Raw genomic sequence first — 16,714 nt, 5'->3', positions numbered from 1 at the left:
ATTTCTTTAGATTAATAAAATAACCAGTCAACCGGCACGCCGTCTTTTGTGTCCGAAATTCCGGCATCGTGAACCGGTATGTCCACAGCACCATCAATAAATCCGAGAATCAAAACGCGGCCTTTTCCGAGACTAAGTTCATTCACTCCGGGTTCGTATAAATAGGTGTAAACATTTACCGGATACAAACCATTAAAACGCATGGCGTTGGCAATTTTTATGTCGGCCTGACCGCGGTCGTTAGCAGTGGCATTGGTTTCCAGAGTTGGCGGACGAAGCGCCGTGTAACTATTGGTATTGAAATATCCCACCACCACTTTTACTGGCTTGTCATTTTCAAAACGAAGTACCGTTCCTTCTTCCTGCTGTGTTTTATCCGAGAACTGAACACCTTTCAGCAGTTTCAGCTCATCAGCAACTTCAATTATTTCAGTATTCTGATCGGAATATGCTTTTTGACCGGGTAGCAGCGAATAAGTCTGAGCATTTGCATTCAGCACTTTCACATTTGCAGGCTGAAGTACAGGAACTTCCTGACCTCCTGCTCCGGTCGTTTTCAAGGTTTCAATGTTGCGTTTAAAATTATCGAGCTCGTTTTGGTAATGAGGCAGCATTTCCACCCAGGTTTTATTGGTACCGTCGCGGCCGGTGATCGGGATGCGACGTTGCTGGGTTTGCATGCTGTTGGCGTACAGGTAGGTGTCTTTAGTCAAGTCCACCAGTTCCTGCCAGTATTCCAAGCTTTTTTCTAGAAAAGGAACTGCAGCTTCCAAATCAGCCACATCGTTAGAATATTTGTAGCGAAGCACCAACATGGCCGCTTTTACTTTTTGGTCGAAGAAATTGGCAAAAGCATTGTAACAATGTACATCGTTGCGTAATCGTTCAAACTCTTCATTGTTCAGCCCTACATGTAAAGCAGCTTTTTCAATGGCATCAACAGCCAGTTTTCCATGTTCAACCACTTCATCAATAATCTGAGGTGGCAACTCACCTTGATGTTCTTCACCCTTCCACTCTTTACGAGCATAATCGATAAGTATTTCGCCCTCGGGACCATTCGATGTATAAAAGTTCTGGTAAACATGCCATTTTGTGGGGTTCACGAGTTGGCTCATAAACATACCGAGCAACAAGGTTTGGCGGTTACCATCCGAGATTCCAAATCGTCGTAACAGCTTCGGTGCGATTTCTCCCGTTTGCTCGTATGCAGCAAGAATGTCTTTGCCATAATCACCGCATCCGTAGAAATCACCCAACTGCTCCGTCCAGAAATCAATTTCTTCAGCGCGATCGCGGCGACAGTTCCAGGCGTAGCGTGCCCAGGCTTGGTACCAGATCCAGTCGCGTTCCATTTCTCTTAACCTAGGCTCAGTTTTATCTGCTGAGTATGGCCAATCCCAGTAAGAAGCTTGCGGATAAAGATGCAGTCCGTTGGCGCCCTGAATATCGTGCATGGCCTGCGTACTTTTCTGAATAAAATCGGGTGAACCATAACGAAAAGGCTCAAGATTGGCAAGAATATGAACATTGGCAATGTGTACCGATCCAAGTTCACTCAAACTGCGTGGAATGCTTTCCCAGGAATCACGCGGTTCGTAAGTAGTCAGCGACTCGCCGTTGTATTTCGACATCGTGTAAAGGTTCTTGTAAATGGGCAGCGCTGCTTTCATCACCTGTTCAGCGTCGGTGTCGTGAGCACGCAAAACTATCGGAGGCTCTTCGGTGACACCAAGATTTTCGAGCCCGTCCTGCACACCCGGAAGGATTGTTTTTGTGAACCACTCTACATCGTCGTCGATGGTATTCATGGCTTCTCCCAGGCAAACCAGCAAACCTACATTCGGATATTTCTCGATAAATGCAGCTACCGATTTTTGAGTATAGTCGGCAATCAACGGAATGATCGGTCGGCCACGGTCTTGTGTCTTAATGTTGTTATGTTCGGCAAAAGGTTTTGAAACGATGATATTATAGAACATCTGAATCACCCAAATACCACGTTTGTTGGCCTCTTCAGTTAAGAAACCAAACATTTCTTCATTCAGTTTGAAGGTTTCGTCATCCACCTCCACTGCGTAGGGATAATCGTCGAGTTTAACCAGCGATGCAAAAGGATGACCGTTCCACAGATATAGTGAATTATAGCGGTTCTCCACTATCATATCGAGGTATTCAATCCACTGTTCCTTATCATAAAACCAAGGGAAATTTTCAGGAGTGTACGGGTATTCGTAAACGTGATAGCCCGGCAGGTACTCGGTTTTTTGTAAGCCAATGCAAGTACCTCGCAACACCATTTCAGGTTGATCGGAAAAATCAATAGAAGTTGGTAATTCGCCTTCTTTTTTAATTCGATCCGATAATTCGATACAGCCATACAAAGTTCCGCTTTCATCAGCTCCGGAAATTACTATCGTATTTTGGTTCGACTGAATATGAAAACCTTCCTTTGTTACATTTGGCTCTCCAATCCAATCCAAACCTGAGACGGCAGCATCGTCGGCTTTACCGATTATGATTTTATGACTTTCTGTATCTGCGGTTTTTGCTTCGCCTAAAATTACATTAAAGCCAGCATCTTTAAGCGTCTCCGACAACCGTTCGACCCCAAACTGTGTGCGAACATTTGAGTTGGCGGAAACAAGGATAACAGTTTTGGGCTTACTACATGAAATAAGCAAAACTGAAACAGATAAAAGGACTACTGAAAAACGGCAAAGATTTAGCGCTCGAAAAATCATAGTTCACAAAATTTAGGATTACAAATGTATAAAAAAATGTTAACGTTTACATGGTTTATTGTTCTTATTATTCAAGTAGTTTGATAAATTAGAAAACACAAAATATGCAAACGTTTTATTCAATACCACTAAATATCAAACCCTTGAATTATTTGGCGATATTTTGCATATACACTAGAAATAAGCAGTGTGTATTTTAGGCTTACAAAGTTTAAACAAGAACGTTCTCTTGCAAAAATGGGAGACAACCAAACTGACTGTCCCCCATCTAAACTATGAACTAAAATCGGTCACAATTTCACTAGTTATCCGGGTTTTGTACCAGTGCCGGATTTGAATCAAAATCGTACTGTGGAATTTTAAATAAGAAGTCTTTCGAAGGAATCATTTCCAGAGGAGTTTCCACATACATATAAATCCCCTCGTCGTTACCATACTGTACGTGTTTTTTCACATTCTCTCCAATACGATCGGTACGAATTTCATCGTAATACAACTTGGCCTCACCAACCAATTCCCAGCCTTGTTCACGGAAGATAGCATCCGCAAATTCCTGTTGTGACAATCCTGTGGGAAGATCGTCGAGATTAGCCCGGTTGCGCACCGCATTAATGGCATCATAAGCAGCTGCATTCGGACCTCCGTTTACGTGATTTTCAGCTTCAGCATAGTTCAGCAACACATCGGCATAACGAATTACATACATCTGAGCCTGAGGCCTTTTCAAGGTTGCAGATTCAGGAGTTCGGTCGTAAAACTTAACGTTACCAGGGCCGGCACTTTTCCATCCACGAGTTCCCGGGTAAAAACCTTTGTCTTCGGGAAGCCACACCAAAGTATCCAGAATATGACTTGGATTTCCTTTTTCTGTAGTATTGAATTTGGTAAGGAAGGTACCTTCTTTTCGTGCATCGGTATCGCTGTAAGTGAGGTAATGCTGGATTGATGGATGGAAGCGGCGATACATATAACAACCCAAAGTATATTCGGTGATATTTACACCAAACATTACATGGTTATTATTGTGCTGGCCGCTTAGGTTTGCAAACTGAAGTTCAAAAACCGATTCAATCCCATTTTTATTGTTTGTATTCCACCAAAACCATAAATCTTTAAAATCCGGCTCCAACTCATATTCACCTGAACTAATCACATCACTTAAAACATCTCTTGATTTTGCGTAATACGTCGCATCCCCACTCATATCGGCATAGGTAAGGTAAACGTCACCAAGAAGCGACTGAGCGGCGCCTTTTGATGCTCTCCAGATATCTGTTGCGTCATATTCCGATTTTTTGGGTAAATTCTGAATACAATACTCCAAATCTTTGATGATGTATTCGTAAGTTGCGTCAAACGATTCTCTTGGAATCTCGAGGCCTTCAAGACCTTCGGTGTATGTTTCTGGAATTGGTACTCCGCCCCACAGGCGAACCAAATTAAAATAGGTAGCTGCTCTGATAAAACGCGCCTCTGCAAAGAATCTTGCTTTCAGCGTTTCATCCATTTCAACATCTTCGCCACGACCGATAACCAGGTTTGCCCGGTTAATCACATCATATGCATTATCCCAATTGGTAATTACCATTTTATCGGCGTTGTTCATATCGCTCCATACGTTCCAAAGATGCATGTTATCTTTTGCATAGGCGGGCGAACCAAACTCAGTTAAAACTTCAAGGTACATAACGTACTTGTTATAACCATCAAAAGCATCGCGGTACCCATCGTAAACACCTGTTAGAGCTGTACCGAGCTCATCAGCATTGTTGTAATAGTTATTTGGCGATAAAAACGTATAAGGCACCTCCGTTAAGTCTGTACATTGTGAAAAGATCAGAACTGTACAACTCAGTATTATATATTTAATGAATTTCATTCGTTTATTTTTTTTAGTTTTCAACGGTAACTCATGTAACTCGCTTAAAATAAATCCATCATTCTTTTTGATAAAATCACCATTCGCTCGTTTCATAGTTTTTTAAGTTTAAAATTTAGCACTGATTCCGAACAACATTGTTTTTGCATAAGGATAGTTTGTGTATCCCGTCTCAGGATTATATCCTCTGTGATTAGCAGTTGTAAAATAATTCTGAGCATTAACATAGAAGTTTAACTCTTTTACCCAGCTTGCATTGTCGATCAGAGAAGAAAGGTCGTATCCTAATTTTATATTTTTCAAAACAAAGTACTTCCAGTTTCCGTTGGTCCGGTCTGACAAGTAGATCTCCTGAGCTCCCGCTCTTGGGAAAGTACCTGAAGGATTACTTTCACTCCACATTTTATCATACGCATATTTTGTTGGAAGATAATTCCGGTTTTGTATCTGATTTTCACCATAAAGCAAATATCCAGTAGAGTTATTTTCCTGGGCAGAAATCCCGGTAGCTCCTTGTCCGTAAATATCAAGTGTGAAATTTTTGAACGACAGATTAGTAGAAATACCGTAGAAGAAATCAGGCTCGGTTGATCCGATATTGATATAATCTTCACTATTTATGCTTTTATCGTCGATATGATCAACGTACATTTCTTCGCCAAACTGAGCCGAAGAACGAATTTCGCGGTAGGCATCCAGTTGTTCCTGTGTTGTAATAATTCCGGCCGATTCACGTGCCCACAGGCTGTTTACAGGTTCACCAACTTTTAAATAGCGTGCGATACCAGCTGTTGAAGATCCAAGGTTGATTTCTTCAACATCGCCATACAGCTCAACAACTTCGTTTTTATTAGTCGACAAGTTTGCACTTACATCCCATTTCAGTTCCGTATCGATTATTCTTGCATGCGCATTGAATTCAAAACCAACGTTTTTAACTTCACCAATATTTTTAAGCATACTGTTGTAACCCGATGTTGTTGGAATTGGAACATTATACAGCAAGTCGGATGTTCGACGCTGATAATAGTCGAAATTCAAATCCAAACGTCCCCATAAACTCAAATCAACTCCAAGGTTATATTGAATATTACGTTCCCATTTTAAGTCGGGATTTCCAATGGTTTCTACAAAGCCTAACAGCGGCACACCATCAAATACATAATAAGAGGGATTCAAGGAAGATAGTGATCTGTAGTTTCCAATTTCCTGGTTACCGGTCACACCATAACTGGCTCTTAATTTTAAATTTGAGATCGCGTCGGCATCCTGCATAAATGCTTCCTGGTCGACTTTCCAACCCAATCCCAGCGACGGGAAAAATCCCCACTTGTTGTTTTCACCGAAACGTGAAGAACCGTCGTATCTTCCGGTTGCAGTTACCAGGTATTTATCAGCATAGGTATACGACATCCTTGCGGTCCAAGAAATCAGGCGGTTTGAATATTTATCAGAACCAATTGTAATACTTTCCTGGCTGGCATAAGACATATCGTTTGCCCCGGTTGCATCATTCTCGAATCCCGATCCGCTGGCTGTTAAACTTTCATATACATATTCCTGCCACGAATAAACGCCGGTGGCCGTTAAGCGATGTTTATCCCAGGTATTTGAATAAGTCAGAATATTTTCAGTCAACTGACTTGTTTTTCTGAAATAGCTTTGCTGGCCAACACCAGTACTTCCCGAACCAATTCCGGCAGTTGATAACGAAGAATAATACTGATAGTTTTTCTGGTTGGCAATATCAACACCGAAGTTTGTTTTGAAGGTAAGGTTTTCAATCGGTTTGAAAACAGCATACACATCTCCAAGAATCCTGTCGGTCGACAATGTATTGGTCACTTCAGAAGCCTCTGAAACAGGATTCCATGTACCTTCGAAATAAGAACTGATCGATGGATCTTCAGTGGCATAATACCAGCTTCCATCTTCATTTTTAACGGGCAAAGTTGGCCAGCCATAACGGAAAATATTTCCGGTGGCATTCTCACGAACATCACGTTGCGTGCGCCCAACCTGAAGATGCGTACCGATGGTTAACCAAGATCTGAATTCGTGATCGAGATTGGTACGAAGGGTATATTTATTAAAACCTGACGCTTCCAGCATTCCTTCCTGGTCGTAAATATTTCCGGAGATCATATAGGTTGTTTTGTCTTTACCTCCACGGAATATTATCGAATAATCCTGTGTTGCTGAAGAATTTTTGATGATCTCATCCTGCCAGTCAGTATCGTATGCCGGGGCCGGATTCGAATTTGAATAAACCGGGTTACCTGAAGAATAAGTATATGCTTCATTGATAAAGGTAATAAACTCATCACGTCCCAACATCTCAGGAACTCTGGCCGGAGTAGAAACTCCATAGGAAGCTTTTACTTCAAGATCGTTCATTCCTTTTGCACCTTTCTTAGTGGTAATAAGAATTACGCCGTTAGCACCACGTGAACCATAAATAGCTGCTGACGAAGCATCTTTTAGCACTTCCATCGATGCAATGTCGTTTGTACTAATATCGTTCAGATTACTATTAACCAGTGGAAATCCATCAACTACAATCAAAGGCTCGTTGCCGGCACTGATAGAACCAACACCACGAATTCTGATGGTAGGTGTACTACCCGGTGAAGCATCTGCATTAACAACGGCCACACCCGATGCACGTCCCTGTAAAGCTTCAATCGGGTTTGAAGTTGAAACACTTGCAAGGTCTTCCGATTTCACCTGAACCACAGAACCGGTCAGGTCGCTTTTTTTCATGGTACCATAACCAATGGCTACCACTTCTTCCAGACCAATAACATCTTCCTGAAGCTGTACATTAATTGTTGTTTGTCCGCCAACAGGCATCTCGCTGGTTACCATACCTACAAATGAAAAAACAAGCACATCAGAGGCACTCACACCTTCGATGGTAAATTTTCCGTCGGGGCCGGACAAAACTCCAGAAGTAGTTCCCTTAACAACAATGGTAGCCCCAGGTAAAGGACTGCCATATGCATCCGTTACCGTTCCACTTACCACTTTTTCCTGTGGCATATTGATCGATACGGTCTCCGGGTTATTAGCTTCTACTTTCTCACGGATGATCACCTGCCGGTCGAGAATAAAATAATCGAGATTTTGCCCTTCAAGAACATCATCCATGATGTCGTTAATCCGGGCATTTTCAACGTTTACGGAAACCAGGCGGTTCTCGTTAACTTCGTTCGTTTTGTAAAGGAAAACAAATTCACTTTGTTCCTCTACTTGCTTAAACACTTCTTTGACAGTCTTGTTAGTTAGATTCAGGCTTAATTTGGTAGCCTGCGAATACGTGGTTTTGGCTGCAACCGATACCACAAAAAACAGAGACACGAGTACTGTTAGTTTCATGATTCTCCACAATTGTTTTAGCCTTCCCGTTTCCGAGAAGATAGTTTTTAGTTCATTTTTCATACATTTGATTGTTAGTAATTATTAAATGTAAATAGGTTTAATATGTAACTAATTTCAGCCGGGAGATGAGCCACCATTTCCCGGCTTCTTTTCATTCAAACTTGTATTTAGCAGGTCCGATTTCAGTGAACTTACCATCAGTAAGTTTCTCTATGTATTCAAATACCCGTTCGCGCCCGACATTAAAGTCGAGTTTCCCGGAGATCTGCATATCAATTTTTTCCCTGTCCGCAATCTTGATATCTATATTGAAATACCGTTCAATTTTTCCGAAAACATCGTCGAGTGTTTCATCGTCGATGGTAACCAGCCCCTCTTTCCAAAGGGTATAATTTTCGTGTTCAACTTCTGCTATTTTAATTTCGTGGGTTTGCTTATCGAAAGATGCTCTTTGGTTGGGAACAAGTACCGCTTTTTTACCAAACCACATCCGGTCATTCTCTTCAATCTGAACGCTGCCTTTTTCCAAAACCGCTTCAATGGTCTCATTTTCAGGATAAGCCGACACATTAAATTCGGTACCCAACACTTTTACTGCCATAGCAGTTGTGCGCACGTAAAATGGTTGCTCAGGATTTTTTTCCACATCGAAATACCCCTCTCCCGAAAGAAAAACTTCACGTATTTTAGATTCGAAGTTGTGTGAAAAAATGAGACGGCTACCAGAATTCACCCACACCTCGCTGTGGTCGGGCAACACCAACTTTACTTTTCTGCCATAAGAAACAACAAGGGCATCTTTTCCCCGGTCATTCTTTTTCAGTCGGTTTACCTCAATGGTATCGTGCCCAACAATTATTTTGTTAGCCTGAGCATAACTGACTTCGTAGTCAGGCCCGGGAACGATCACACTACTTCCGTCCGACAGGTAAAGCCTGGGCTCAACCATGGTTCCTATCAGTAGCAGATCCTCTGAAAACTGATGACCGCTACTATTTCCACCCGCAAAGAAGTTGGCAAAAAATCCGGTAGACAAAAGCAATACAGCTATGGCTGCATATTTTAATACTGACAGGATTCTGATCTGTGATTTTTTGCTTGATTCGAGTTCAATAATATCAGCCTGTATTTTTCTGAAAATATTTTCAGGCAGTTCGGTCGCATACGATTTGTTCGAGAATTCGAGGCAGCGGAGTTGATCGCGCAATTTTACCATTTCCTCCTTTTCTTCAGGATGCTTCCGAAAGTACTTGGCGTAGTAGTGTTTCACTTCTGTATCGGGCAGAAACACCCATTTTACAAAGCGTTTATCTTCTATATATCTTTCCAATTTTGTCATTTTTCGCTGATGGCGTTTGTATATAATTGAATGGGGAAGTAAAAAGTGGACAGCTTCTTAGCTTTTTTTTACATGCTGCACAACATACAAGAATAATTCGATAGAAAATCCCCTGAAATTGTGTTTTAGTTTCTTGATGATCCGGTAAACCTGCTTTTTGGCCGAGTCGGGATTAATTCCCAAAATATCACCAATCTCCTTGTATGACAAACTGTTGTAGAATTTCAAATATAGCAATTCGCGTTGTTTGGGATCGAGACCACTAAGGGCCTGCAGCAATTCATCGTTTCCTTCTTTGTCAGTCTGTTCATCCGCGTTTTCAATTTTAAACTTAAAGAGGCTGCTTTCGTGATCTTCATTCGCCAAACCGGAAGGAATAATGCGCTCTTTTCTGCGCAGACGCTGGTAAATGGTAAGTTTTAAGGATTTTAACAGGTAATATTCCAGATTAACGTCTTCCCTCAAATGGCTTCTTCGGGTGTATAACTGCAAGAAAAGTTCCTGAATGCTATCCTCCAGAACTGAATGTTCGTTTGTGAGTTTGGAACCATAGGCGTAAAGCTTGTCGAAATAAGCCACATAGATACGATGAAATGCATCCATATCACCTCCTTTGAATTTAAGCCAGGTTTGACGCCAATCCTTCATTCTATTGGTTTATTTTTTTCACTGACCCCGGATATTCTGCAATATTGTTCTTAACACAATTACTAAAAATGCTAATTATTTGCATATTCACCGGTCTCGATTCCTTCACAAACATACAAAAAAATGTTAACGTTTACATTTCTCTTTTAGTTTATATTTCAGGCTCTTCAAGTTTTCAAATATCTTAATTAATGCAAACGTTTTATTGCAAATACCAAGAATTAAATTTAGATTTGTAGGCATTCAAAAATTAAGTTCTTTCTAACCAATAACATTATGAATTCGAACCAAGAACTATCGGCGGGTAAGTCGAGTATGATCGAACGACTCGACGCACTGTATGAATACGACAGGGAACCTGTTTCCGAGAAAAAACTCCACGGCTGGAAAACATTTATTGCCATGTTTGCCGGCGAGCACGTTGCCGGTACCGAGTTTGTCCTTGGCCCGCTGATGGTGATGCACGGCGTTTCGGCCAAAGATTTTTTCTGGGGACTGCTTGTGGGCAATACACTGGCAGTACTAAGCTGGGCTTTGTTAACCGCACCGGTAGCTGTAAAAACCCGACTGACCATCTACTGGCAACTTAAAAAAATTGTTGGCCCTTACCTCACCATTGCCTACAGTGCCTTTTATGCCTTTATTCTATGCCTACTCGCCGGATCGATGGTAAACGTGGCGGTTACAGCAATTTCCATTCCTTTTGACGTACCAAATCCGAATTTCGCAATGGGAGACGTAATCCCGACCTTCCCCTGGATGATGATTGCTTTGATTGTAGGTATTGTAATTGCTCTGCTGGCGGTACTTGGATTCGAAAAAATAGCTCAGTTCTCAAAAATTTGTGCGCCCTGGATGGTACTGGTTTTCTTTGCTTCTGCCATTGCTATTTTAGCCAAACTTAAGGCAGCCACGCCCGACGAAGGATTCTGGCAGATCATGAGCGACAGGATATTTACAGGCGAGCCCATTGGGAATAATTCGAAATATACCTTCTGGCACGTAGCCGGTTTTGCCTGGCTGTGTAACGCCACCCAGCATTTAGGAATGTCGGATGTCACCATTTTTCGTTATGCCAAAAGCTGGACACAGGGATTTGCCTCAGCATTCGGAATGTTCCTAGGCCACTTTGGCGCCTGGATCGCATCAGGGATTTTATGTGCCGCATATCTGGCTGATGGTTTTACCAATCCACAACCCGGAACCATTGCGCTATACGGAGCCGGTTTTGCCGGTGCCGTTGCAGTAGTGATTGCCGGATGGACAACCGCCAACCCTACCCTGTACCGAGCCGGTTTAGCCATCCAGGTGGCAACACCGAACTGGCAACGTTGGAAAGTAACTTTTGCCGCCGGAGTATTTATGATCATCACTGCCTGCATCCCCGCAGTTACTGCTAATCTAGACAGGATTGTTGCCTACTACGGACTCTTTTTTGTTCCGCTGGGCGCTTTTATTATTCTAGATGTCTGGTTGTTCCCAAAAATTGGCTTAATCAGCGATTTTACCGAAAAATCGGGAAAAACATTTAGCTGGCCGGCGGCTATTGCCTGGTTCGGCCCCTTCCTGATTTCGATGTTTATATATGGTAAGGACAATATCGCCTTTTTACAGCGCATGACTGACGGGAAACTGCCCGATTGGCTCCACTCTATAAAAATGGACCTTACGTTCCTCGTAGGCCCGGAATGGATAATGGCAGCCATTTTATACCTGGCATTTAGTTATTATCAACAGAAACAAAAAACTAACGCTCAATTGATAAAAGAAGGAGGTTTATCATGAAAAAGCTACTTACAACTATATCGTACACAGGACTGGCATTTACCTTTCTCCCTTCGATACTTGTGCTAAAAGGAGTTGTTACCCTGCAAAACCACTTCTGGTTGATGGGGGTTGGAATGATACTGTGGTTTGCCTCCGCTCCGTTCTGGATGAGAAGCAAATCGCTCGACGAAACTGAAGAAGAATAGAAACTGCAATTAGTAAACTACCGTGGTAAAAGTTATTGGATTAGTAATCGAGTACCATAAAAATTCGCTTGGGATCGACTGCCAGTCGCCCAGGCTAAGCTGGAAACTGGAATGTGACGGAAAAAACATTGTACAAACAGCTTACCAGATCCGCTGTGCCTATTCCGTTGCCGATCTCGAAAATACGACAAACCTGGCCTGGGACAGCAGAAAGGTTGCGTCCGATCAGTCAGTTCATGTTGAATACAAAGGAAAAGCGCTGCATTCGTGCGATCGAATTTACTGGCAGGTAAAAGTCTGGAACAACCGGGGGGAAGAATCAGATTGGAGCGAAACAGCCTTCTGGGAAATGGGATTACTGAATACTTCAGACTGGAAAGCCAAATGGATAGAACCGGAATTGGAGGAAGACATTATCAAATCGAACCCCTGCCCGCTTCTTCGCAAAGAATTCAAAATTGATAAAGAAATACAAAGCGCGAGGATTTATTCCACAGCACGCGGTTTGTACCATCTACATCTTAACGGCAGAAAGGTAAGTGATGAAGAATTTACACCCGGCTGGACAGCCTACCAAAAACGCATTCAATACCAGGTTTACGATGTCACCGAACAGGTCAAAACCGGAGCAAATGCCATCGGCGCAATTTTGGGAGACGGCTGGTACCGTGGATTTTTTGGTTGGCAGGGCAAGAAAAACCATTACGGCGAAAAAACAGCCTTGTTAATGCAGTTGCACCTAACTTTTTCCGACGGAACAACAGAAACCATAGTGAGCGATAACAGCTGGAAAGCATCCACAGGTGCGATTCTCGAATCAGAAATCTACCACGGCGAAGTATACAATGCCCGGCTCGAACAAGTTGACTGGGACAAACCCAGCTTTGATGATGCGCTGTGGACAAGAGTAGTTGAAAAAAATTACGGATTTGAAGAACTTGTTTCCTCAACCGGCCCCAAAGTAAAAGTTACTCAGGAAATCAAACCAATAGAAAATATTGTAACACCATTAGGAGAAACGGTTCTTGATTTTGGGCAGAACCTGGTCGGTCGGATCCGTTTTTCATTAAGAGGAAAAGCGGGAGAAAAAATCAGCATTTATCACGCCGAAGTGCTGGATAATGAAGGTAACTTTTACACTACCAACCTTCGGCCTGCAAAACAACGCATAGAATATACTTTTAAAGGTGAAGGCACGGAGACTTACCGTCCACATTTCACTTTTATGGGTTTCCGTTACATAAAAATTGAAGACTATTCGGGAGCAATTAATCCGGAAGATTTTACTGCCGAAGTGATGCATTCCAATATGGAATTCACCGGAAATTTTGAATGTTCTGATGCTTTGGTGAACCGTCTTCAGCAAAACATCCAGTGGGGATTGCGTGGCAATTTCCTCGATGTTCCCACTGATTGTCCGCAACGCGACGAGCGCATGGGCTGGACCGGTGATGCACAGGTTTTTGCTCCAACAGCCTGTTTCAATGTTAATGCCGCGCCATTTTTTGGAAAGTGGTTAAAGGACCTGGAAGCCGAACAACGCGAAGACGGAAATGTGCCGTGGGTGGTTCCTAATTTAATTGAAGACGGTGGCGGGACCGGATGGTCGGATGGTTTTGGTGGCACCGGTTGGGCCGATGCTGCAACCATAATCCCTTGGGTGGTTTACCAACGTTTTGGCGATAAACGCATACTCGAGCAACAGTACAACTCCATGCAGGTCTGGGAAGAATTCATGATCCGCGAGGCAGGAGAAAGCCACCTGTACAACACCGGTTTTCATTTTGGCGACTGGCTGTCGTTTGCCGAGTATTCGAGCTACATATACAACGCACCCGATTATGGGTATGCAGGAGCCCACACCGAAAAAGATTTGCTGGCTACTGCCTACTTTTACTATTCTACCAAAATTATGCAGCAAACTGCTGAGATTTTGGGGAAACAAGAGGATGCTAAAAAGTACGCTGCTCTTCTTCCTAAGATAAAAGCTGCATTTAAAAATGAATTCATCACGCCAAACGGACGACTAATTTCGAATACCCAGACAGCTTACGCCGTTGCGCTTACTTTTGGAATAATTCCGGATGAATACCTTGAAAAAGCTGCTGAGGAACTGGCAAAAAATGTAGAACATTTTCAGCATTTGACTACCGGTTTTTTGGGCACTCCTGTGCTTTGCGATGCGCTCACCGATGTAGGATGGCCGGATCTGGCTTACAAGCTGCTTTTCAATAAAAAATATCCTTCGTGGCTATATCCAGTCACTATGGGTGCCACTACCATTTGGGAACGCTGGGATGGCATTAAGCCCGACGGCACTTTTCAAAACGAAGGGATGAATTCTTTTAACCATTATGCCTACGGTGCTGTCGGTAATTGGCTTTACGCAAAAGTGGCCGGATTACAAACAGATCCGAAAGTTCCGGGTTATAAAAAGTTAATCATCAAACCGGTGATCAATGAAAAACTAGATTTTGCCAAAGCGAGCCTGAATACGATGTATGGCCTGGCAGCCTCGGAATGGAAACAGAATGGAGAAAATTTTGAACTAAAAGTCACCATTCCTGTCAATACCACTGCAACCGTTTTTGTCCCTTCTAAAAATGCGAACGGGTACGAAATTCACGAAGTAGGCTCAGGAACCTACTCATTTAAATCTAAAATGAATTGAAATGAAGCATAGTTTATCCATACTTATCCTTGCTGTTTTGATCTGGAGCGGGAATATTTCAGCCCAGGAAAAGGCATTAACCAACACCTCCGGCAGCAAATTTGCCAAACTGCAAAGCACCAATATTGGCGACGTGAAGTGGACCGATGGTTTTTGGGCCGAACGTTTTGAGGTTTGCAAAGATTCGATGGTGCCACATATGATGGGCTGCTACCTCGACGACGAGATCAGTCACGCCTACAAAAACTTTGAGATTGCAGCCGGACTTGATACCGGTTCGCATGTTGGGCCTCCGTTTCACGATGGCGACTTTTACAAAATGCTGGAAGCGGAAATTATGGTTTACGCAATCTCAGGAGATGAAAAACTGGGTAAGCAGATCGATGAGATCATTTCAATGATCGGAAGAGCCCAGCGTCAAGATGGCTACATCCATACGCCAACATCGATTAAAGAACTAAAAGATCCAACCTTGAAGCACGAGTTCAACGAGCGGATGGATTTTGAAACGTACAACATGGGACACCTGATGACAGCCGCCTGCGTACATTACCGGACAACCGGGAAAAAAGACCTGCTGAATATCGCGATAAAAGCTACCGATTACTTGTACGATTTTTTCAAAAGGGCTTCGGCTGAACTGGCGAGAAATGCCATTTGTCCGTCGCATTACATGGGTGTGGTTGAAATGTACCGCACCTCCGGCGATCCGAAATACCTGGAACTGGCCGAAAACCTTATAAAAATACGCAGTCTGGTTGAAAATGGCACGGACCACAACCAGGACCGCATTCCCTTTAATCAGCAAACCAAAGCTATCGGACATGCTGTGCGCGCCAATTACCTGTATGCCGGTGTAGCGGATGTTTATGCCGAAAGTGGCGATGATTCACTAATGATCGCCCTCAATGAAATCTGGAACGATCTGGTAGAACGCAAGATTTACATTACCGGAGCTTGCGGTGCCCTGTACGACGGTGTTTCACCAAACGGCACTACTTACGATCAGCCTTCTATTCAACAGGTACATCAGGCCTACGGACACGACTACGAATTGCCCAATATATCAGCACACAACGAATCATGTGCCAACATTGGCAACCTGCTTTGGAACTGGCGCATGTTGCAGGTTACCGGCGATGCAAAATATGCCGACATCATGGAAACCGTGATGTATAACAGCCTGCTCGCAGGAGTGAGCCTTGATGGCAAAGGGTATTTCTATACCAATCCGCTGATGGTGGCGCATGAACTGAGCGATGACCTGCGCTGGTCGAAAGACCGCGAGCCGTATATTTCGTATTGCAACTGCTGTCCACCAAATACCATCCGCACCATTGCCGAAATACAGGAATATGCATATTCTCTTGCAGAGAAAAGTGTTTACATAAATTTTTACGGTAGCAACAAGTTGGAAACAACGATGGACGATGGAACAAAAATCAAAATTCGCCAACAAAGTGATTATCCCTGGAATGGGAAAATTACCTTGTTCCTGGATGAAATACCTGCTGATTACACCCTCTCGTTTAGAATTCCGGCATGGGCAAAAGGAGCTAAATTAAGCATCAATGGAGAGTCGCTGCAAAAGCCAATTGAATCGGAAACCTACCTTGAACTAAGCCGGAAATGGAAACAGGAAGATATTATAGAACTGATTCTGCCCATGGGAACGATGCTGATTGAAGCCAACCCGCTGGTGGAAGAAACACGCAACCAGGTGGCTGTTAAACGTGGTCCGGTGGTTTATTGCCTCGAATCGCCTGATGTAGAAGATGGTAAGCGCATTTTTGACTATAAAATCCCTGCAGATATTGAATTACATCCAAAAGAGATTGAGATTGCCAATTCAAAGTTGGTTGCACTCGAAGGGGAATTTATCTCAAATGACCCCGTGAACTGGAACAACAAATTGTACCGCGAGGTTTCGAACAAAAGTATCACTAAAACAAAAATTAAACTGATTCCCTATTACGCCTGGAACAACCGCGGGCCTTCAGAAATGACTGTTTGGATACCTTTTGCTGAATAAACGAAATTTTTAATATTTGGATTATTGAAATCCAACTGCTCCTAAGC

The 16,714-nt window shown here is 43.0% G+C and carries 9 protein-coding genes; 4 read left to right on the top strand and 5 right to left on the bottom strand.

Going from position 1 to position 16,714, the window contains the following annotated elements; all coding sequences use genetic code 11:
- Positions 1-11: 11 nt before the first annotated feature.
- The 5 genes from HFD85_RS07370 to HFD85_RS07350 form a co-directional block, all read right to left on the bottom strand.
- On the bottom strand, positions 12-2,744 hold the full coding sequence (locus HFD85_RS07370) for an alpha-d-galacturonidase (RefSeq protein WP_167607090.1): 2,733 nt from the start codon (positions 2,742-2,744) through the stop codon (positions 12-14).
- 301 nt (positions 2,745-3,045) lie between these two features.
- Positions 3,046-4,623, bottom strand: coding sequence for a RagB/SusD family nutrient uptake outer membrane protein (locus tag HFD85_RS07365; protein ID WP_167607087.1), 1,578 nt, complete (start codon positions 4,621-4,623; stop codon positions 3,046-3,048).
- Positions 4,624-4,731: 108 nt separating this feature from the next.
- Positions 4,732-8,001 (bottom strand): TonB-dependent receptor, encoded by a 3,270-nt coding sequence (locus HFD85_RS07360; RefSeq protein WP_206081904.1) that lies wholly within the window; start codon positions 7,999-8,001, stop codon positions 4,732-4,734.
- A gap of 154 nt (positions 8,002-8,155) precedes the next feature.
- Positions 8,156-9,334 (bottom strand): FecR family protein, encoded by a 1,179-nt coding sequence (locus HFD85_RS07355; protein WP_167607081.1) that lies wholly within the window; start codon positions 9,332-9,334, stop codon positions 8,156-8,158.
- A 66-nt stretch (positions 9,335-9,400) separates the two neighbouring features.
- Complete coding sequence (locus HFD85_RS07350) at positions 9,401-9,991, bottom strand: RNA polymerase sigma factor (protein ID WP_167607079.1); 591 nt, start codon at positions 9,989-9,991, stop codon at positions 9,401-9,403.
- A 276-nt stretch (positions 9,992-10,267) separates the two neighbouring features.
- Here HFD85_RS07350 and HFD85_RS07345 point away from each other — a divergent pair, with 276 nt between their 5' ends.
- From HFD85_RS07345 to HFD85_RS07330, 4 genes are read left to right on the top strand one after another with little or no spacing between them, the layout of a single operon-like run.
- On the top strand, positions 10,268-11,776 hold the full coding sequence (locus HFD85_RS07345) for a purine-cytosine permease family protein (protein ID WP_167607076.1): 1,509 nt from the start codon (positions 10,268-10,270) through the stop codon (positions 11,774-11,776).
- A complete protein-coding gene (locus HFD85_RS07340) occupies positions 11,773-11,964 on the top strand; it encodes a hypothetical protein (RefSeq protein ID WP_206081903.1) in 192 nt (63 codons plus the stop codon). The genes HFD85_RS07345 and HFD85_RS07340 overlap by 4 nt, the downstream gene beginning before the upstream one ends.
- A 22-nt stretch (positions 11,965-11,986) precedes the next feature.
- Positions 11,987-14,635: an alpha-L-rhamnosidase gene (locus HFD85_RS07335; RefSeq protein ID WP_167607073.1), complete on the top strand. Its 2,649-nt coding sequence runs from the start codon at positions 11,987-11,989 to the stop codon at positions 14,633-14,635.
- A 1-nt stretch (position 14,636) separates the two neighbouring features.
- The gene (locus tag HFD85_RS07330; protein ID WP_167607070.1) at positions 14,637-16,667 is read left to right on the top strand and encodes an aceric acid hydrolase; all 2,031 of its coding nucleotides are present in this window, start codon (positions 14,637-14,639) and stop codon (positions 16,665-16,667) included.
- The last annotated feature ends 47 nt before the right edge of the window (positions 16,668-16,714 follow it).

This window comes from Maribellus sediminis (genome assembly GCF_011799805.1).
GTDB lineage: Bacteria > Bacteroidota > Bacteroidia > Bacteroidales > Prolixibacteraceae > Draconibacterium > Draconibacterium sediminis_A.
This window is presented reverse-complemented; position numbering and strand designations above follow the sequence as displayed.